Consider the following 19,197-nt stretch of genomic DNA (forward strand, 5'->3'; position numbering starts at 1 on the left):
TGTGCAGGCTGTTGATTTCGTGTGGGTTTGCTTTGGATTTCGCGGGGATGGACTGTGCGCGAGGGAACCTCCCCCTGTGGGGGAGGCGATCGCGCAGCGATCGGTGGGGGGTGTTGGTGGGAACCGGCCGGCGCCCTGCAAGCTGAAAACTTCCCCCCACCGGCCTTCGGCCGCCTCCCCCACGGGGGGAGGTTCCTCTTGAGCGTCTCGCCACGAGGGCGCGGGAGGCGGATGTATTGGTGGGGGATGACCACAGGCGTCTCGGAAGCTGAAAACTTCCCCCCACCGGCCTTCGGCCGCCTCCCCCACAGGGGGAGGATCTTTTAGACCGCTCCGCCGCTGCGGCGGGCGATGGCGGCGCGGGTGTCGTCCTGGGCCAGGCCCACGAGGCGTTCCATGGCCTGGCGGGCCTGGTCGGGACGGCTGGCGGCGATGGCGTCGAAGACCTTCCAGTGGTCGGGGATCGGGTCGCGAGCCAGTTCGCGGTCGCGCTGCTTGAAGATCGTGGTCCAGCGCACGGCAGCCCCGATGCTGCTGGACAGGGTGCGCAGCGGCTCGTTGTCGGTGGCTTCCAGCACGGTGTCGTGGAAGTCGCGGTCGGCCGCGCGGCCGGCCTCGGTGGCCAGGGTGTGCTGCTGCATCTGGATCAGGGCGGCGCGCATCCGCTCGAGCTGCTCGTCGTTGCGACGCTCGGCGGCCAGGGCGGCGGCCGAGGGTTCGACGATCATCCGCAGTTCGTGCAGGCTGGTCAGGAATTCCTCGCTGGGTTCGGCCTCGAAGAACCAGGCCAGGACCTCGGGATCCAGCAGGCTCCAGCGCGAGCGCGGGCTGACGCGGGTGCCGGCCTTGGGACGGCTTTCGACCAGCCCCTTGGCGGCCAGGATGCGGATGGCTTCGCGATAGGCGCTGCGCGACACATGCAGCTTCTCGCTGGCGTCGATCTCGTTGTTGAGCACGTCGCCGGGCGCGTACTGGCCCGAGACGATGGCGATGCCGAGCGTACGCGCGATCGACCCGTGGATGCGGCCGGAAAAGCCTTCCTCGCGCTCGAACTCGCCGTCCGCGCCGCTACCCTTGCCCTTGACCACGCCGCCTCCACAAATCACCGCACGGCCTCGCCGCCGGTTCACGCGCCGACTCTAGCGAGACTAATTGTCTGACGACAAGGAAATTCACCGCCCGGCGAGGCGGAAGGCCTCGTCCAGGCCGCGCTTAAAAGTATGATAAATCAGGCGATAGAAGGGATCACACGGTTCTGGCGAGCGCCCTGCCCTACCCGCTGAAGACCGCGCCAACCCTGACGATCCGGGTTTGACAGGCCCGTGCCGATCGCTATTTGTCTGACTAATTATAGACGAGAGGATCCACCCATGTCCCTGCGGTTCGTTCAACTGAAGACGCCCGACGGCGCCCGCGCCCTGGCGGCGGTGGACGAGACCGGCGCGGCCCGCAAGGTCGGATCCGCCGACACCCTGTACGCCCTGGGCCAGCTGGCCATCGACAAGGGCGTCAGCCTGGCCGACGCCGCCCAGCCGCTGGGCGAGGCCGTCGATGTCGCCGCCGCCCTGGCGGAGGGCCGGGTGCTGGCGCCGATCGATCATGTCGACCCGGCGCACCTGATCCTGACCGGCACCGGCCTGACCCACCTGGGCTCGGCCGAGGGCCGCGACAAGATGCACAAGGCCGCCCAGAGCGGCGAGAGTCTGACCGACTCCATGCGGATGTTCCTGATGGGCGTTGAGGGCGGCAAGCCAGCCGCCGGCCAGGAAGGCGTGCAGCCCGAATGGTTCTACAAGGGCGACGGCACGCAGCTGGTCGGCCCCGGCCAGCCCCTGACCTCGCCCTCGTTCGCCAAGGACGGCGGCGAGGAGCCCGAGATCGCCGGCGTCTACCTGATCGGTCCGGACGGCACGCCGCACCGCCTGGGCTTCTGCCTGGCCAACGAGTTCTCCGACCACGTGATCGAGCGCGGCAACTATCTGTGGCTGGCCCACTCGAAGCTGCGCCAGGCGGCGCTGGGCCCGGAACTCTTGAGCGGCGAACTGCCGGCCGACGTGCGCGGCGCCAGCCGGATCGTGCGCGGCGGGCAGACCGTGTGGGAAAAGCCCTTCCTGTCGGGCGAGGCCAACATGTCCCACACCATCGCCAACCTGGAGCACCACCACTTCAAGTACGCGCTGTTCCGCCGCCCGGGCGACGTGCACGTGCACTTCTTCGGCACGGCCACCCTGTCGTTCTCGGAAGGCTTCCAGACGCAGGTCGGCGACGTGTTCGAGATCGAGGCCGCCCCGTTCGGCCTGCCGGTGCGCAACCCGCTGGCCCAGGACGCGGCGCCGGCGCAGGCGACCGTGACGGTGAAGACGCTCTGATTTCCGGGATGCGAAAACCTCGCCCTTCGACAAGCTCAGGGTGAGGTTTTCTACTGCGCCGACAATGGTCCTCATCCTGAGCCTGTCGAAGCCTGCCCTCGGGCGGGCCGCGCCAGCGGCGCGACCCGGGGGGACGAGGACCACGCAAAGCAAGAAGGCCTCGCACCCTGCGGTGCGAGGCCTTCTCTTTTGCGCGACAGGCCGGGGAGCGGCCGACCGCTCCCCTCCCCGATCACTCGGCCGGGGCCGACTGGCTCTCGAGGGCCACGGGCTCTTCCTCGACGCTCGTCTTGCTGCCCCACAGGGCGTAGAACAGCACGTAGAGTTCGCAGACGGCGGTGAGCAGGAACGAGATCTGCAGGCCGTAGTGGTCGGCCAGTATGCCCTGCACCACCACCAGCGCGCCGCCGGCGATGGCCATGACCAGCAGGCCCGAGCCTTCCTCGGTCAGGGCGCCCAGGCCCTTGATGCCCAGGGTGAAGATGGTGGGGAACATGATCGAGTGGAACAGACCCACGGCGATCAGGCTCCACATGGCCACCGGGCCGCTGGCGAAGACGGTGATGATCATCACCACGAAGGCCAGGCTGGAGAAGATGGCCAGCACCTTGCCCGGGTCGACCTTGCGCATCCAGAAGCTGCCGACGAAGCGGCCAACCATCATGCCGCCCCACAGCAGGAACAGGTAGTTGGACGCCTGGGCGTGGGTCAGGTTGCCGATCTTGGGATCGGAGACGAAGTTGATGAACAGGTTGGAGACGCCGATCTCGGCGATCAGGTAGATGAAGATGGCCGGGATGCCGAGCACCAGGTTGCGGTGCTTGAGCAGCGAGTGCTTCTTGCGGTCCTGCGCGGCGGCGCGGCGGCTGGAACCGCCCAGGTCCGGCAGCTTGTAGCGGCCGATCACCACGGCCAGGATCACCAGCACGACGGCGACGATGAGGTACGGCAGTTGCACCGACTGGGCGTCGGCCAGGCGCTCGGCCTGGGTCAGCACCTTGCCGGCCTCGGCGTTGCCCGATGCGCTGCGGCTGAGGATCAGGTAGCCGCCGAACAGCGGGGCCAGGGTGGTGCCCATCGAGTTGAAGGCCTGCACCAGGTTCAGGCGCGAGGACGCCGTCTCCGGCGGTCCGACCACGGCCACGTAGGGGTTGGCGGCGACCTGCAGCAGGGTGATGCCCGAGGCGATGATGAACAGCGCCGTCAGCACCACGCCATAGGACGGGATACGGGCGGCGGGGATCATCAGCAGCGCGCCGACCGCCATGATCAGGAGGCCCGTGACCATCGACTTCTTGTAGCCGATGGCCTCGATCAGCTTGGCCGAGGGGATCGAGGCGAAGAAGTAGGCGATGAACCACACCGACTCGATCAGGGTGGTCTGGGTGTAGCTGAGGTCGAACACCGAGCGCAGGTGCGGCAGCAGGGTGTTGTTGATGACCGTGATGAAGCCCCACATGAAGAAGAGGCTGGCCAGCAGCGTCAGGGCCGAGCGCTGGGCGCGCGGATCCCCGATGATGCTGCCGCCTTCCCCGGCGGAGCTGGTGATCGGTGCGGGCATTCCCGGGTCTCCCGTGTGGAGCCGCCGACGTCTTGACGTTGCGCGGCGATTTTTTGTCTGAGTATATGGCGGCCTATTGGCCGTCAACGCCGACAGAGAGCGCGAGCGGCCCGCCTGAGAGGAAACCCGATGAAGACCTGGCGCCACGCCCTGCCGAGCCTTGCCCTGTTCGCCGCCGCCGCGGCCGCTCCCCTGGCGGCCCAGAGCGCCGAAATCAGCCGCAAATCCTTCGGCCAGACGCCGGACGGCCAGGCCGTCGAGGCCATAACCCTGACGAATGCCAAGGGCGTCAGCGCCACGGTCATCACCTATGGCGCGACCCTGCAGGCCTTGGTCGCTCCCGACCGCGCCGGCAAGAAGGCCGACATCGTGCTCGGCTACAAGGACGCGGCCGACTACGTGAATGCGGCCAACTATTTCGGCGGCTCGGTGGGCCGCTTCGCCAACCGCATCGGCAAGGGGCGCTTCACGCTGGACGGCAAGACCTACCAGCTGGCGCTCAACAACAATGGCGTCGCCGCCCTGCACGGCGGCGTCAAGGGCTTCGACAAGGTGGTCTGGACGGTGGTCGAGGCCAAGGCCGGCCCGGTCGCCTCGGTGACCTTCAAGCATGTCAGCCCTGACGGCGAGGAAGGCTATCCCGGCACGCTGACCGCCACGGCGACCTATGCGCTGGACGAGCAGAACCAGCTGACGGTGACCTACGGCGCGACGACCGACAAGCCGACCATCGTCAACATCACCAACCACGCGCTGTTCAACGTCGCCGGCGAGGGCGCTTCGGAAGGCGCCATGGGCAATGTGCTGACCATCCCCGCCGACGGCTATAGCCCCGTCGACGGCGAGCTGATCCCGACCGGCGAGACGACGCCGGTGGCCGGCACCGTGTTCGACTTCCGCAAGCCCAAGGCCGTGGGCGACCAGATCCGCGACGCCAGCGATCCGCAGATCGTCGCCGGGCGCGGCTACGACCACAACTACGTGCTGACGGGCAAGTCGGGCGGCGCTTTGCGTCTGGGGGCCAGGCTGGCCGATCCCAAGAGCGGCCGGGTGCTGGAAATCCTGACCGAGCAGCCGGGCATCCAGTTCTATGCCGGCAACTTCATCGACGGCACGACGATCGGCAAGAGCGGCAAGATCTATCGCCAGGGCGACGGCATCGCGCTGGAGCCGCAGCACTTCCCCGACGCGCCCAACAAGCCGCAGTTCGCGCCGGTGCGGCTGGATCCGGGCCAGACCTACAGGAACCAGATGGTCTTCCGGGTCACCACGGAAAAATGAGCAAAAAAGAAGCCCGGCGGTTACCCGCCGGGCTTAGTTCATTAGGGAGGAAACGCCCAGGAAGGGCAGAGGCGCTCGCGCCTCACGAGGCTGTAGTTAGCGCTACCAGCTGGGTTTTCAAGCCCCTTCCTGAGAAAAGTGACGCTTTGTCGCAGAACATGTTCACCGAACCGTCTTGAGCGACACCTTGGCCGCCGCAAGGCCCGGCGCCGTGGCCGTGAGCGTCAAAGAAGCGCCCTCGCCCGCCCCGCGCACCAGCGCCACGGCCTTGCCCTGCCAGGCCTTGCGGGTCGGCGAGGCGAAAGCGGTGTGGTCGGTGGGGGCGGCGTTGTCGGCGGCCACGAAGGCCCCCGCGCCCGAGACCTGGAAGGTGATGGCGTCGCTCGCCGAGGGCACGACCACGCCCTTGGCGTCGACCACCCGGGCGCGGACGAAGGCCAGGTCGTCGAAGCCCGTTCCCACCTTGTCGGTCTCGGCGGTCAGTTCGATGCGGGCCGGCTTGCCGGCGGTGCGCAGCACGTCCTCGAGCTTGACGCCCGGATCACGGCAGGCGGCCTTCACCTCGCCCGGGGCGAAGGTGACGGTCCACTGGCGCGGCGAGGCGTCGGCCGGCAGCGGCTTGGCGCCCAGCCAGCGGCCGTTCAGCGAAACATCGACGCTGGCGCAGTTGGAATAGACCTCGATGGTCTCCTCGTGCGGCGACAGGTCCTGCGGGGTCCAGTCGTCGAAGATCGCGACCTTCGGCGGCGGGGTGGCGACAGCGACCATGGTCGGCAGGGCCGGCGCGGGGCCGGCCCCGTCCGACGACGGCGGCGGCGCGGCCGGAAGGGCGTTGCGCACGACGTGCAGAACAGGCTTCTCGGCCCACCACGAGGCCCGCTGCATGCCGATGATCTTCAGCGCGCCGGTGCGGTCGACGATGCCGGCCGGGTTGTCGATATTGGGCCAGCCGCTGCGGTCGGCCTCGCCCAGATAGTCGATGCCGGTCCACAGGAACATGCCGGCATAGGCCGGGTAGTCGCGCACGGCGACCCACGAGGAGCGGGTCTTGCTGTTCTCTGTGCCGACGATGATCCGGGCCGGGTTCTGCTTGTGCGCGGCGATCAGCTCGTTCTCGCGGTAGTTCTGGCCGACCACGTCGAGCATGTCGGCGAAACCGTTCTGGTAGTCTCCGGTCACGTTGGGACGGAACAGGCCCATGGTCACCGGCCGGGTCGGATCGGTGGCGTGCATGACGTTCAGCAGGCTGGTCAGCGCCGCCTTGGCCTGGACCGGATAGGCGGTGTCGTGGATCTCGTTGCCGGCGCTCCAGATGACGATGCTGGGGTGGTTGCGGTCGCGGCGGACCATGTCGCGGGCGTCGCGCTTGTGCCAGTCGCTGAAGAACAGGTGGTAGTCGCCGGGCGTCTTGGAGACGTTCCACTGGTCGAACAGCTCGTCCATGACCACGAAGCCCATCTGGTCGCAGAGATCGAGGAACCCGGGCGACGGCGGTTTGTGGGCGGTGCGGATGGCGTTGACGCCCTGGGCCTTCAGCGCCGCCAGGCGCTGGCGCCAGACGTCCATCGGCACGGCCGCGCCGACCGCGCCGCCGTCCATGTGCAGGGCCACGCCCTTGAGCTTGATGTTCCTGCCGTTCAGCCAAAAGCCGCTGTCGGCCTTGAAGGCGGCCTCGCGCACGCCGAAAGGCACCGTCTCGGCGTCGAGGCCCGCCCCGCCCTCGCCCACCACGCGGATCTCGGCGCGGTAGAGGTTGGGCGTCTCCAGGTCCCAGCGCTTGGGCGCGGCGATGTCGAGCGACAGCTTGAGCGTCTCGGTGCGGGCCGGATCGATGGCCACGGCGGGCACGGCGCCGCGGGCGACCTCCTTGCCGGCCGGATCGCGCAGCACGACCTCCAGGCCAGCCTTGGCCGCCGCGTTGGCGTCGTTGACGATATCGACGGCGATGTCGGCCGTGGCCTTGCCCTCCGCGATCTTCGTGACGCTGACGAAGGCCCCGCCCTGCTCGACGTGCTGGGCGGCGCTCTCGATCAGGCGGACCTTGCCGTAGACGCCCGAGCCCGCGTACCAGCGCGATGACGGGGCGTGCTCGGTGTCGGCGCGGACGGCTAGGACGTTGCGGCCATCGGCCTTGATGAAGTCGGTGATGTCGTAGCGCAGGGCCACGTAGCCGCTGGGGCGATGGCCCAGGTGATGGCCGTTGATCCAGACGCCGCTGCGCTCCATCACCCCGTCGAGCTCGACATAGACCCGGCGGCCCGGCGCGGGCGGCTTGACGTCGAGCGTCTTGCGGTACCAGCCGATGCCCGTGGGCAGGAAGCCGCCCGCCCCGCCGGCCCGCGCCTTGATGTCGAACGGCCCGGCAATGGCCCAGTCGTGCGGCACCGAGACCTTGGCCCAGCCACTGTCGTCGAAGGCTGCCGTCTCGGCGCCCTCGGGGTCGCCCTGGAAGAAGGTCCATCCCTCGGCAAGCGGCGTCGTCGCCCGGTCGGCGGCGAAGGCCGGCAGGGCGCAGAGGCCGAGAACGGCCGCCAGGGCCAGGCGCGAGACGCCGCGCGTCAGGGAATGAGCCATCGTTTTCTCCCTGGGACGCGCCGAAACGCTAATCCCACATTTTGATATTTTGTGTCATTTTATGAAAACTCAGACAAAACGCCAGCCCCCTGAAACACTTCGTCTCAAAGAGGGTGAACGAGGCGGTGAACCCTTTGCCGAGGGCGGCGTTTGGCAGCGCGAGTTCAGCGTACGAAGGGGTACGACATGCCAGGGGTCGTCGATGTCGTCCCGTGCGAAGGCGGCTGGTGCGTGCGGGTCCACGCCACCGGCGAGGTGCTGCATTTCGCCGGCGGCGGCGAGGCCGAACGCCGCGCGCGCAAGCTGGCGGCGGATGCTTCGGAACCGGTGGAGGTGCGGATCCACGATCGCGGCGGCCGCCTGGTCGGCCGCTGGGTGGCCCAGGGCGCGGCGGCCTGAGGACGCCTCAGGCGCGCTTGGGCTTCAGCTCGACGATCGGCGCGGCGCTTTCGGTCGAAGCCGATGCGGCCTTGGCCTTGGCGGCGGCGACGCTGCGGCGCGAGGCGGCGAAGCGCAGACCCACGAAGACGCCGAGCACGGTCACGGCGACGCCGGCGGCGATGGCCAGGCCCAGTTCGAGGCTGACGCCCGAAAGGCTGCGGGCGGCCAGATAGCCGGGCGCCAGCAGGCTGGCGATCCAGACCACGGCCGACAGCACGTTGGCGGTCTGGAAGGTCCACGACTTCATCTGAAGAATGCCGGCCATGATCGGTACGAAGGCCCGCAGCGGGCCGAAGAAGCGGCCGATGAAGATCGAGGCGACGCCGAAGCGGCGGTTGAACAGCCGCGTGCGGGCGATGGTGCGGCGATGATCGCGGAAAGCCGGGATGCGCAGCACGCGCGGACCCAGGCGACGACCCAGGGCGTAGGACACCGCATCACCCAGCACCGCACCGATGGTGCACCAGGCCAGGACCTCGAAAGGATCGAGCACACCGCCGCCGATCAGGGTGCCGGCCAGCAGCATCAGGGCGGTCGCCGGCACGAAGGCGCCGATCAGAACGAGGGATTCGGCGAAGGTAAGGGCCCCAAGGATCAAGCCCGCCCAGCTCTGGTGCTCGGTGACGAAAGCGGCGACGGATTGAAGCAAGTTGTCCATGGGGGTCCTTCGAGCCCCCACATGGAGATCAAGCCGCTTCGCCGCCAGAGCGTTGCGCGCCGTTGCGTCAATTAAACCCGACTGTGCCCCGGATGTCGCACCTTTGGGGACAACTTCGGGACGAGCCGTGCCGAAACGGCGCCGTCCCGAAGTCCTTCCCTAGAACCTCACCCGCAGGTTCAGGCCGGCGGCCTGGTTGCTGGTACGATCGCCGAACTCGGTGGTGTAGTTGAACTTCACCGAGACACGGTCGTCACCGATCACATGGAGGTCGACGCCCGCGCGCCAGCCCGACTTGTCGAGCGCCGTGCGGATCTGAGCCGGATCGGACGAGGCGTTGGCGCCCATCAGCTGGAACGGCATCTGGATCTTGTCGGTCGAGTTGAACAGGCCGCCGACGGTGAACGACACCGCCGCCTGGCTGCGCGCCGTCTCCTTCATGACGAAGCCCAGGGTCAGCTCGGGATTGGCCGTGCCGATCCACTGGGTGTCGGAAAGCCCCCGCGCGCCCAGGCCGTCCAGCCCGCGCTCCTCGAAGCGGCGCTGGTGCAGGCCCGTGCCCCAGACATTGAGCGCCGGACGCACGAACAGGCGGCCGTTCTCCATGACGTAGGCGAAGCGGGCGTCGGCGCGGACATAGCCGCTTTCCGGATCGGACTCGGCCCGGCCGATGGTGAAGACGTCGACGAGGCGCGCGGTCTCCATCCATTGCCAGCCGCCCGACAGCGAGAAGGCCATCTCGGCCCCGCCCGACCGGCGCTTGAAGCCCGCCCCGGCGCTGAAGCCCTGGCCCTGAGACCAGGAGCGGCCGCCGTCGACCATGACCCGGTCGAGGCGCTCGTAGCCCACGGCGGTGGCGAACGACCAGCCGCCGTCCAGCGACTGCTCGAAGCCGCCGCGCAGGCGTCCGCCCTCGGCCTTGACGGCCAGGGTGTCGGCGTCGCGCTCGCCGTCGGCCGTGGCCCGCTCGATCACCGCCCAGCTGCACTTGCCGTCGACCTGAAGGGTCGGGTTGGCGCACCCGAACAGCTGTTGCGAGAAGCCGTTGGCGGACGCCAGCTGGCTGCGCAGCGGGGCCAGGTGCGGCTCGGGGTTCAGGTTGGCGAAGATCGCCTTGTAAGCAGCTTCCTGGCCGACCTGCAGGTTGCCGATCAGGGCCATCAGGCGGCCGATGCCGCCGCTGTCGCCGACCTTGATCGCCGAGTTCATGTGCTTGCCCAGCGCCCGCTCGTTCAGGGCCAGGAAGCCCTGGTCGAAGTGGGTGTCGAAGGCCAGCTGCACCGCGCCGCCGCTGGTCTGGACGCGATAGTCCATGGCCAGGGTGTCGGTGACCTTGAAGCCGTTGTCGCTCACCGAGCCGCCCGCCGAGAACAGGGTCACGGGCTTGGCGTCCTGCAGCCAGGTCAGGGTGACGTCGCCGGTTCCGGCCAGGGAAACGTCACCGGTGACGTCGACACGGTCGGAGGCGTACGGCCCGAAGGCCACGTCGAACACCGAGCGGCCGGTCGCCGTCTGCACGAAGTGGCCGTCGAGGGCGACGGTGTTGATCACCCGCGCGCCGTAATAGGCGTTGGTTCTGGGGTCGCTGGCGCCGTCGAGATTGGCGAAGGTCGCGCCGCCGGCCAGGTCGATCGGCACGCGCGAGGCCGACAGGCCCATCAGGAAGTCGCCGCTGTTGGTGAAGGTCGCAGCCCCGTTGGGCACGGCCTGGGCCGAGACGCCGAGGGTCGAGATCCCGCCGCCCGACGTCGACAGCGGACCGGTTCCGGCCGGATCGCGCAGGTCGATGGTCCTGAAGGCCATGAAGGCCCCGCCGGACTGGTTGTCGAAGGCGTTGGTCCCCGCGCCCAGGTCGATGTCGCCGATGACGACGCCGCGGTTGTCGACCCGCTCGTCGCCCTGGCCCGAGACGATGGCCTTGCCCGAGACGGCCGAGATCAGGCCGGTGTTGGCCAGGCCGTTGGCCGCGCCGCCGCTGATCTGGACGCCCGCGCCGGTTCCCGAGCCGCCGCGCACCGAGCCGGTGGTGCGCACGGCGATGTTCCCCGCCCCGTCCGCGCCCAGGCTCTGGGCGAAGACAGCGGTGGAGTCGGTTCCGCCCGCATAGACCTGGCCGGCAAGCACCAGGTCGATCGCCCTGCCCTGCCCTGCGCCGCCGGCCGCGCCGGCGAACTTGCCGTCGACCCAGCCGCCGCCGCCGCCCAGGCTCTGGACGACGACGCCATAGGCGCCGGCGCCGGTCGCGACGATGTCGCCGGTCTGGCGGAAGTCGACATGGCCGCCGTCGCCGACGCCGCCGGCGTTGAGCGCCACGGTCGAGGCCGACGAGCCGCCGAAGGCCGCGCCGCCGCCGCCGCCGACCGACTGCAGGAAGACGGCGTGGGCGCCGGCCCCGGCCGTCTGGATCGCGCCGCTGTTGGTCAGGATGACGTCGCCGCCGTCGCCGGCCGCGCCGCCGGTCCCGCCGAGGGTGACCGAAAGCTTGGGCGAGCCGGCGACATGCACCTCGCCGCCGCCCGCGCCGATCGACTGGGCGACAAGGCCCAGGGCGTGATCGCCCAGGGTGGTGACGCCGCCAGTGAAGGCGCCGGTGACCTGGCCGCCGGCCAGGCCCGTACCGCCTTGCGCGCCGAGCGAGGCGGCCACGGTCACGCCTGTCGAGCCCGCGCCCGACAGGTTCAGGCCCGCCGAACCGCCGCCGCCGCCGATCGACTGCAGGATCGCGCCCGAGGCGCTGGCCGCCGTGGTGGTGACCGCGCCGCCCTGGATGCGGGAGACGCCGCCGCCGGCCGCGCCGGTCTGGTTCGCGCCGCCCAGCGTCAGGGTCGTGGTTCCCAGCAGGGCGCCGGCCGGAACCGTGACGTCGCCGCTGGCGCGGCCGCCGCCGCCGCCGACCGACTGGGCCAGCACGCCGGCGGTATTGACGCCGGTCGTGACGATCTGACCGGCATGCTCGCTGGCGATCACGCCGCCGCCGACGTCCTGGCCGCCCGAACCGCCGAGCGCCAGCTGGACCTTGGTGGCCACGGGAGCGTCGGCACTGACCTCGTCGAGCTGGCCCGAGAGCAGCAGCTTGAGATCGATCGCGCCGCCGCCGCCGCCGATCGACTGGGCGAACGAGGCCACGCCGTTCTTGCCGGCCGCGCCGAACGTGCCGGTGGTCTTGACGGTGACGAGGCCGCCGGCCGCGCCGGAGACGTTCTCGGCGCCCGCCTTGGCGACGACCATCGGGTCGACGCGGCCGGTGGAGCCGTCGGTCTTGATGTAGGGCTGGCCCGGCAGGCCCGTGATCCCCGAGAAGTCTAGGCCGAGCGTGCCGCCGCCGCCGTTGATGCTCTCGGCCTTGATGGCCATGGCGCCGTCGCCGAGCACGGTGATGTCGCCCGAGTGGTTGACGGTGACCGCCCCGCCCTGCCCGCCCGAGCCGCCGCCGATGGCCCCGACCGTGGCGGCCAGGGCGTTGGACAGGATCAGGCTCTTGGCCTCGCCGGTCAGGCTGAAGCCCATCTGGGCGTCGCCGCCGCCGCCGCCGATCGACTGGGCCACGATCCCGTGGGCGCGGGCGCCGGTGGTCAGGATGCGGCCGCTGTTAGTGACGATGACCTCGCCGCCGTCTCCGCCGTCGCCGCCGATCCCGCCCAGCGAGACCAGCGGGGCGTTGGAGAGCGCGCCGATCAGGAGGTTGGCGGCGATGACCATGCCGCCGTTGCCGCCGCCGCCGCCGATCGACTGGGCCAGCACGCCATAAGCGTCCGCGCCGGTGGTCTGAATCAGGCCGGCGTTGTCGACCACGACCTTGCCGGCGGTGTTGCCGGTTCCGCCGACGCCGCCGATGTTGAGGCCGACCGAGGCGCTGTTCTCGCCGCTCTTGAGCGCCGTCAGCGACAGGATGGACGAGCCGTTGCCGCCGCCGCCGCCCAGGCTCTGGGCGAAGATCCCGTAAGCGCGCTCGCCTGAGGTGGAGATCGCGCCGCTGTCCTTGACGCCGGCCACGGCGCGGTTGGTGACCGTGACGTCGCCGCCCGTGCCGCCGTCGCCGCCGGAACCGCCGATGTTCATCACGAAGCGGTGGCTCTGCTTGTCGCCGCCGGTCGCGCCGGCGACCGCCTCGACCACGATGCCGCCGTCGCCGCCGCCGCCGCCGATGCTGTTGGCCGAGACGCCCGCCGCGCCGCGCCCCTCGGTGACGATCAGTCCGGTGTTGAGCACCTCGACCGCACCGCCGGCCCCGCCGGTTCCGCCCGAGCCGCCGATGTTGAGGTCGAAGGAGTCGTTGCCGTTGGCGCCCTGGGCGCGGAGGTTCAGCACCGCGCCGCCGACTCCGCCGCCGCCGCCGATCGACTGGGCGCGAACGCCGAACGCGTCGTCGCCCTTGGTGTAGATCAGCCCGCTGTTGGCCACGTCGACCAGGCCGCCGACGGCGCCCGAGCCGCCCTTGCCGCCGACGCTGACCGTCGCCGTGCGGGTGGTGGTGTCGGCCGGCGCGCCGCCGAGCTGGATCTGGAGGGTGCGGGCCATGCCGCCCAGCCCGCCGCCGCCGCCGATGCTCTGGGCCAGCACGCCGTCGGAACGCGCGCCTTCGGTGACGATGGTCGCGGCGTTGTCGACCTCGACCTTGCCCGAGAGCGCGCCGACGCCGCCCTCGCCGCCGACCGCGACGCCGGCCGCGCCCGCGGCGCGGACGATGGTGGTGGCCGCCGAGCCGCCGGCCCCGCCGCCGCCGCCGATGCTCTGGGCGAAGATCCCGCGCGCGTCGTCGCCGCGGGTGGTCAGGGCGCCCTTGGCGCCGACCACGACGTCGCCGCCCTCGGCGCCCAGGCCGCCGTCGAGGCCAATGCTGAGCGAACCGCTGTAGGACTCCGCCTGGGGTCCCTGGCCGCGCGTGCCGTTGGCCGCGATGGTGGTGGTGCTGGAAGCGCCGCCGCCGCCGCCGATGCTCTGGGCGAAGATGGCCGAGGCCTCCGCGCCGGTGGTGTCGATGGTCCCGTCGGACGAGACGCGGACGTCGCCGCCCGTCCCGCCCGATCCGCCCTCGCGGCCGATGCTGATGCTGAGCGCGTTCTTGTTCAGCGCTCCCATGGCCATGCTGAGGGCGGTGTTGCCGCCGCCGCCGCCGATCGACTGCGCCCGCAGGCCGACCGAGCCCTCGCCCTTGGTGACGATGGTCCCCAGGTGGTCGACCGTGACGTCGCCGCCGTCGCCGGCCGCGCCCGTTGCGCCGCCGACCGCCAGGTTCAGCGCGTTGGCGCCCTTGAGCACGCCCGCGCCGATGTTGAAGGCCGCGTCGCCGCCGCCGCCGCCGACGCTCTGGGCCAGCAGGCCGTCGCTGCGGTCGCCGTCGGTGACGATGGCGCCGGCATGATCGACGTCGACCGCCTTGCCCGAACCCGCGCCCGCCCCGGAACCGCCGACGCTGATGATGGCCGCGACCGGATTGTCGGTCTTGTTGGCCACGGTGGCGGCGATGGTGAAGTTCATCCCGGCCGAGCCGCCGCCGCCGCCCACGCTCTGGGCGACGAGGCCGGCGGAGTTGTCGCCGAAGGTGCGGATCAGGCGCGCCTGCACCGCGCCGTCGTCGGCGTAGCCGCGCTTGACCGTGACGGTTCCGGCGTCGCCGCCCGAACCGCCCGAGCCGCCGACGCCCAGCGCCACCGGATTGCCCGAGGGCGCGATGGCGCCCGTGACGTTGATCCCGCCCACGCCGCCGCCGCCGCCGATCGACTGCACCAGGATCCCCCTGGCGCCGCCGGTGAACGCGACGGCCTCGAGGGTGTCCTCGCCAGCCGCCGGATTGGCCTTCAGCTGGCCGTTGACGATGACGTCGCCGAGGCTGGTCAGCGAGACGTCGCCGGCGTCCGCGCCGGTCCCGCCCGTGCCGCCGACCCCGGCGGCGATGGCGAAGCCGTTCGAGGACGAGGTCGACTTGCCCATGTTGACGTCGGCCGCGACGTTGAGGCCGCCCGAGCCGCCGCCGCCGGCGACGCTCTGCACCAGGACGCCGATGGCCTCGACACCCTCGACCCAGACCTGGCCGTCCTGGGCGACGGTGACGTCGCCGCTGATGTTGCCCGCGCCGCCGAAGCCGCCGATGCCGAAGGCGATCGAGGGTTCGGCGCCGGACGTGTCGGCGCTGACGCCGCCGGAGATGTTGATGCCGCCTGCCCCGCCGCCGCCGCCGATCGACTGGACCATCAGGCCGCGCGAGCGATCGCCGGCCGCGAACAGGTTGGCGGTGACGTCGGCCTCGACATCCTTGCCCTTGCCGCCGGCGCCGCCGAAGCCGCCGACACCGGCGGTGAGCTGGCCGTCCATGGCGATGCCGCCCGAGACATTGATCCCGCCCGCGCCGCCGCCGCCGCCGATCGACTGGGCGACCGCCGCGTAGCGGTCGTCGCCGACGGCGGTGACCTGCACATAGTCGGCGCTGGGGCCGGCGATGGTCAGGTCGACCGCGCCGGCGTCGCCGCCCGCCCCGCCGAAACCGCCGACGCCCAGCGAGATGGCTCGGCTGATCGAGGAGCCGCCGGGCTTAGTCAGCGACAGCTGGCCGGTGACGTTGAGACCGCCCGAACCGCCGCCGCCGCCCACGCTCTGGGCCATCACGCCGTTGGAGCCGTTGAGGCGCGTGCGGTCGGCGGGAATGGTGAACTCGAACTCCGAGCCCAGCAGCGGGATCTTGACCACCTGCTCAGGCGTGGTGACGTCGGATTCCAGGCCCTGGGCCCAGACGTTGCCGGTGACGCTGGCCTTCACGTCGCCCGCATCGCCGCCGTCGCCGCCGAACCCGCCCAGGCCGAAGCCGAAGCTGCCGGCCGATCCCTTGGTGGTCGCCGACAGACCGCCGGCGACATTGATCCCGCCCTGGCCGCCGCCGCCGGCGACGCTCTGGGCGATGATACCGTCGGAATTGGCGCCGTCGGTGAGGGTGTCGCCGACGCGGGTCAGGGTCACGGCGCCGGAGTCGCCGCCCGAACCGCCGAAGCCGCCGATGCCGACCGAGCCCGTCCCGGCCGTGCCGGCGCTGACCGCGACCGCGCCCGAGACGTTGAGGCCGCCCGAACCGCCGCCGCCGCCGATCGACTGGGCCACGACGCCGTCGGCCTCGTCGCCCGAGGTCTGGTAGCGGCCGGTCACGGTTCCGGTCACGTCCTTGGCGTCGCCGCCGCCGCCGCCGAAACCGCCGACGCCCAGGCCGATGGCCACGGCCGCGTTGTTGCTGGCCGACAGGGCGACCGAGCCGCTGACATTGATTCCGCCATTGCCGCCGCCGCCGCCCAGGCTCTGCAACATGGCGCCGAACGCGCCGTTGCCCTGCGTGGTGACGTCGCCGGTGAGCACGCCCTTGACGATGTCGGCGTCGCCGCCGCCGCCGCCGAAGCCGCCCAGGCCGAAGCCGACGGCGCCGTTGGCGCCCTGCGAGGCGCTGACCAGGCCCGTGACGTTGAAGCCGCCCGAACCGCCGCCGCCGCCCACGCTCTGCAGCAGGGCGCCGTGGGCGTCGTCGCCCTTGGTCCAGATGTCGCCCGTCAGGAAGGCGTCGACCGCGCCGGCCTTGCCGCCGTCGCCGCCGAAGCCGCCGACCCCGACGCCCAGCGTGCCGGTCCCGCCGCCGCTGGCGGCCAGGCTGATCCCGCCGGTGATGTTGAAGGCGCCCGCGCCGCCGCCGCCGCCCAGGCTCTGATAGCTGACCCCGAAGGCGCGATCGCCCTCGGTCACGATGTCGCCGGTGACGCCGCCGTCGACCCTGCCCGCCTCGCCGCCCTTGCCGCCGAAGCCGCCCACGCCGACCAGGATGTTGCCGGCCACGGTCTTGGAGGCCGCGATGCCGCCGGTGACGTTGAAGCCGCCGCTGCCGCCGCCGCCGCCCACGCTCTGCACCAGCACGCCCGAGGCGTCCGCGCCCTTCGTCCCGACGTCGCCGGTGATCCTGCCGGTGACGGCCTTGCCGTCGCCGCCGTCGCCGCCGCCACCGCCGACCCCGACCCCGATATTGCCCGCGCCGTTCTTGGCCGCGGAGAAGCCGCCCGCGATGGTGAAGCCGCCCGCGCCGCCGCCGCCGCCCACCGACTGGGCGACGATGGCGCGCGCGCCCTCGCCCTGCGTCACCGCCGCGATCAGGTCGCCCAGCGGATCGGCCGCGCCGTCATTGACCTTGAGAGTGACCTTGTCGGCGTCGCCGCCCTTGCCGCCCGAACCGCCGACGGCGACGCTGACCGTGCCGGCGCCGTTGGCCGACACGCCGATGCCCGCCGCGACCGAGAAGCCGCCCGAGCCGCCGCCGCCGCCCACGCTCTGGGCGATGATGGCGTCGCTGTGCCCGCCCTTGGTGGCCGTGGTTCCGGTGACGTCGAGGCGGACCTCGCCGCCCTTGCCGCCGTCGCCGCCGCTGCCGCCGACCCCGACGCTGATGCCGCCGGCCGCCGTGGCCGCGCCGCCGATCGAGCCGGCGACGTTGAAGCCGCCGCTGCCGCCGCCGCCACCGATGCTCTGGGCGACCACGCCGTCGGCGTCCGCGCCCTCGGTCAGGGTGTCGCCGATCATCCTGCCGACGACCAGCATGCCGTCGCCGCCGCCGCCGCCAGCGCCGCCGACGCCGACCGAGATCCCCGCCCCGGCCGTCTGGCCCACGCCGATGGCGCCCGAGACGTTGAAGCCGCCCGAGCCGCCGCCGCCGCCCACGCTCTGCACCAAGAGGCCGCCGGACTGGTCGCCCCTGGTGTGGATGTCGCCTTCGACCGTGCCCGTGGCGGTTCCGGCGTTCCCGCCCTTGCCGCCCGAGCCGCCCACGCCGACCGAGACCCCGACGCCGGCCGTGCCGCCGCCGCCGATCGAACCGGCGACATTGAAGCCGCCCGAACCGCCGCCGCCGCCGATGCTCTGCACGATCACGGCCGTCGAGCGCTTGCCGCTGGTGGAGACGTCGCCGCCGATGCGGCCGGTGGCGGAGTCGCCGATACCGCCGTCGCCGCCGCTGCCGCCGACCCCGGCCGAAGCGCCGACGCCGGCCGTGCCGGCCACGGCGATCGCGCCCGAGACGTTGAAGCCGCCGCCGCCGCCGCCGCCGCCGACCGACTGGATCAGCGCGCCGATGGCGTCGTCGTCGCCCGTGGTGATGGCGCCGTCGAAGTCGACATCGACCACGCCGCCCTTGCCGCCCTTGCCGCCGCTGCCGCCGACGCCCACGGCCGCCGAGGCCGAAGCCGCGCCGGCCCCCGCGCCCGCGAAGCTGACGGTGTAGCCGCCGTTGCCGCCGCCGCCGCCCACGCTCTGGGCGACGAGGCCGGTCGAGAACTTGCCTTCCGTGAGGATCGCGCCGCCGGACTTGATGTCGACCAGGCCGCCTTCGCCGCCGTCGCCGCCCTTGCCGCCCAGGGCCACCGAGAAGGCGGCCGCCGCCGTCTCGCCGGCCGCGAAGGCGAACGAGAGCGCAAAGCCGCCCGAGCCGCCGCCGCCGCCCACCGACTGGGCGAACAGGCCTTCGGAATAGTCGCCCTTGGTCAGGATCAGGACGTCGCCGTCGATGTCGACCACGCCGCCCTTGCCGCCGGCCCCGCCGCGACCGCCCACGGCCGCGCTGGCCCCGACGCCGTAGCCGGCCGAGACCTGGGCCGCGAAGCCGCCCGAGCCGCCGCCGCCGCCCACGCTCTGGGCGAAGATCCCGCGCGCGCGATCGCCGCCGGTGACGATCAGCGGATCGACGAGGCTGGTGGAGCCGCCGCTCGTGACCGCGCTCTTGGAAAGGTCGATATCGACCGCGCCGCCCTCGCCGCCCAGCGAGCCGTCGCCGCCGATGGCGACGCCCGCGAAGGCGCTGATCGAGACGCTGGAGCCGCCGCTGCCGCCGCCCCCGCCGACGCTCTGGGCGAAGATGCCGTGGGAATCGGCGCCGCCGGTGAAGATGTCGCCCGCGTGCTTGACGGTGACGACGCCCGAGCCGCCGCCGGTATTGCCGCCGCCGCCGATAGTCAGGAAGACGCCGCCCGTGCTGCCGCCGTCGCCGCCGCCGCCACCCACGCTCTGGGCCTGGATGGCGCTGGAAAGGTCGCCCTTGGTGGTGATCGCGCCGGTGTTGCTGACGGTGACCGCGCCGCCGGTGCTGGCCGCGCCGCCCTTGCCGCCGATGGTGACGAGGCCGCCGCCGTCGCCGCCCGAGCCGCCGCCGCCGCCCACCGACTGGGCGAAGACGCCGCGCGCCTTGTCTCCGGCCGTCTCGACGACGCCGCCGTTGGTGACGGCGACCGCGCCGCCCGCGCCGCCGCCGCCGGCCGTGCCGCCCAGGGCCACGACGCCGCCGATGCGCTGCAGCAGCTGGG

Annotated in this window: 8 protein-coding genes; 3 read left to right on the forward strand and 5 right to left on the reverse strand. The window is 71.9% G+C overall.

Features of this window, described 5'->3' with window-relative positions:
* Nucleotides 1-323: 323 nt before the first annotated feature.
* Nucleotides 324-1,088 (reverse strand): FadR/GntR family transcriptional regulator, encoded by a 765-nt coding sequence (locus DDF62_RS25260; RefSeq protein WP_116491683.1) that lies wholly within the window; start codon nucleotides 1,086-1,088, stop codon nucleotides 324-326.
* A gap of 282 nt (nucleotides 1,089-1,370) precedes the next feature.
* Here DDF62_RS25260 and araD1 point away from each other — a divergent pair, with 282 nt between their 5' ends.
* Nucleotides 1,371-2,369, forward strand: a complete 999-nt coding sequence (araD1, locus tag DDF62_RS25265; protein ID WP_116491684.1) for an AraD1 family protein — start codon at nucleotides 1,371-1,373, stop codon at nucleotides 2,367-2,369.
* A 232-nt stretch (nucleotides 2,370-2,601) separates the two neighbouring features.
* On the opposite strand, the gene DDF62_RS25270 is transcribed toward araD1, so the two are convergent.
* Entirely contained in the window at nucleotides 2,602-3,930 is a 1,329-nt protein-coding gene (locus tag DDF62_RS25270) for a sugar MFS transporter (RefSeq protein ID WP_116491685.1), read from the reverse strand.
* 129 nt (nucleotides 3,931-4,059) lie between these two features.
* Here DDF62_RS25270 and DDF62_RS25275 point away from each other — a divergent pair, with 129 nt between their 5' ends.
* Entirely contained in the window at nucleotides 4,060-5,211 is a 1,152-nt protein-coding gene (locus tag DDF62_RS25275; protein WP_116491686.1) for an aldose epimerase family protein, read from the forward strand.
* Nucleotides 5,212-5,373: 162 nt separating this feature from the next.
* Here DDF62_RS25275 and DDF62_RS25280 read toward each other — a convergent pair whose 3' ends face one another.
* On the reverse strand, nucleotides 5,374-7,785 hold the full coding sequence (locus DDF62_RS25280; protein ID WP_116491687.1) for a glycoside hydrolase family 2 TIM barrel-domain containing protein: 2,412 nt from the start codon (nucleotides 7,783-7,785) through the stop codon (nucleotides 5,374-5,376).
* Nucleotides 7,786-7,971: 186 nt separating this feature from the next.
* Between DDF62_RS25280 and DDF62_RS25285 the strand changes: the two genes are divergently transcribed.
* Nucleotides 7,972-8,184, forward strand: a complete 213-nt coding sequence (locus DDF62_RS25285; protein WP_116491688.1) for a DUF2188 domain-containing protein — start codon at nucleotides 7,972-7,974, stop codon at nucleotides 8,182-8,184.
* Between the two features lie 7 nt (nucleotides 8,185-8,191).
* Here DDF62_RS25285 and DDF62_RS25290 read toward each other — a convergent pair whose 3' ends face one another.
* Nucleotides 8,192-8,884 (reverse strand): DedA family protein, encoded by a 693-nt coding sequence (locus tag DDF62_RS25290; RefSeq protein ID WP_116491689.1) that lies wholly within the window; start codon nucleotides 8,882-8,884, stop codon nucleotides 8,192-8,194.
* A 159-nt stretch (nucleotides 8,885-9,043) separates the two neighbouring features.
* On the reverse strand, nucleotides 9,044-19,168 hold the full coding sequence (locus DDF62_RS25815) for an autotransporter outer membrane beta-barrel domain-containing protein (RefSeq protein WP_208866939.1): 10,125 nt from the start codon (nucleotides 19,166-19,168) through the stop codon (nucleotides 9,044-9,046).
* Between the last annotated feature and the right edge of the window lie 29 nt (nucleotides 19,169-19,197).

Source organism: Caulobacter radicis (assembly GCF_003094615.1).
GTDB classification, from domain to species: domain Bacteria; phylum Pseudomonadota; class Alphaproteobacteria; order Caulobacterales; family Caulobacteraceae; genus Caulobacter; species Caulobacter radicis.

Bases quoted from the DNA above. Each gene is read 5' to 3' on its own strand.
- DDF62_RS25275 (WP_116491686.1), top strand. From the start codon at position 4,060: ATGAAGACCTGGCGCCACGCCCTGCCGAGCCTTGCCCTGTTCGCCGCC.
- DDF62_RS25285 (WP_116491688.1), top strand. From the start codon at position 7,972: ATGCCAGGGGTCGTCGATGTCGTCCCGTGCGAAGGCGGCTGGTGCGTG.
- araD1 (WP_116491684.1), top strand. From the start codon at position 1,371: ATGTCCCTGCGGTTCGTTCAACTGAAGACGCCCGACGGCGCCCGCGCC.
- DDF62_RS25290 (WP_116491689.1), bottom strand. From the start codon at position 8,884: ATGGACAACTTGCTTCAATCCGTCGCCGCTTTCGTCACCGAGCACCAG.
- DDF62_RS25270 (WP_116491685.1), bottom strand. From the start codon at position 3,930: ATGCCCGCACCGATCACCAGCTCCGCCGGGGAAGGCGGCAGCATCATC.
- DDF62_RS25280 (WP_116491687.1), bottom strand. From the start codon at position 7,785: ATGGCTCATTCCCTGACGCGCGGCGTCTCGCGCCTGGCCCTGGCGGCC.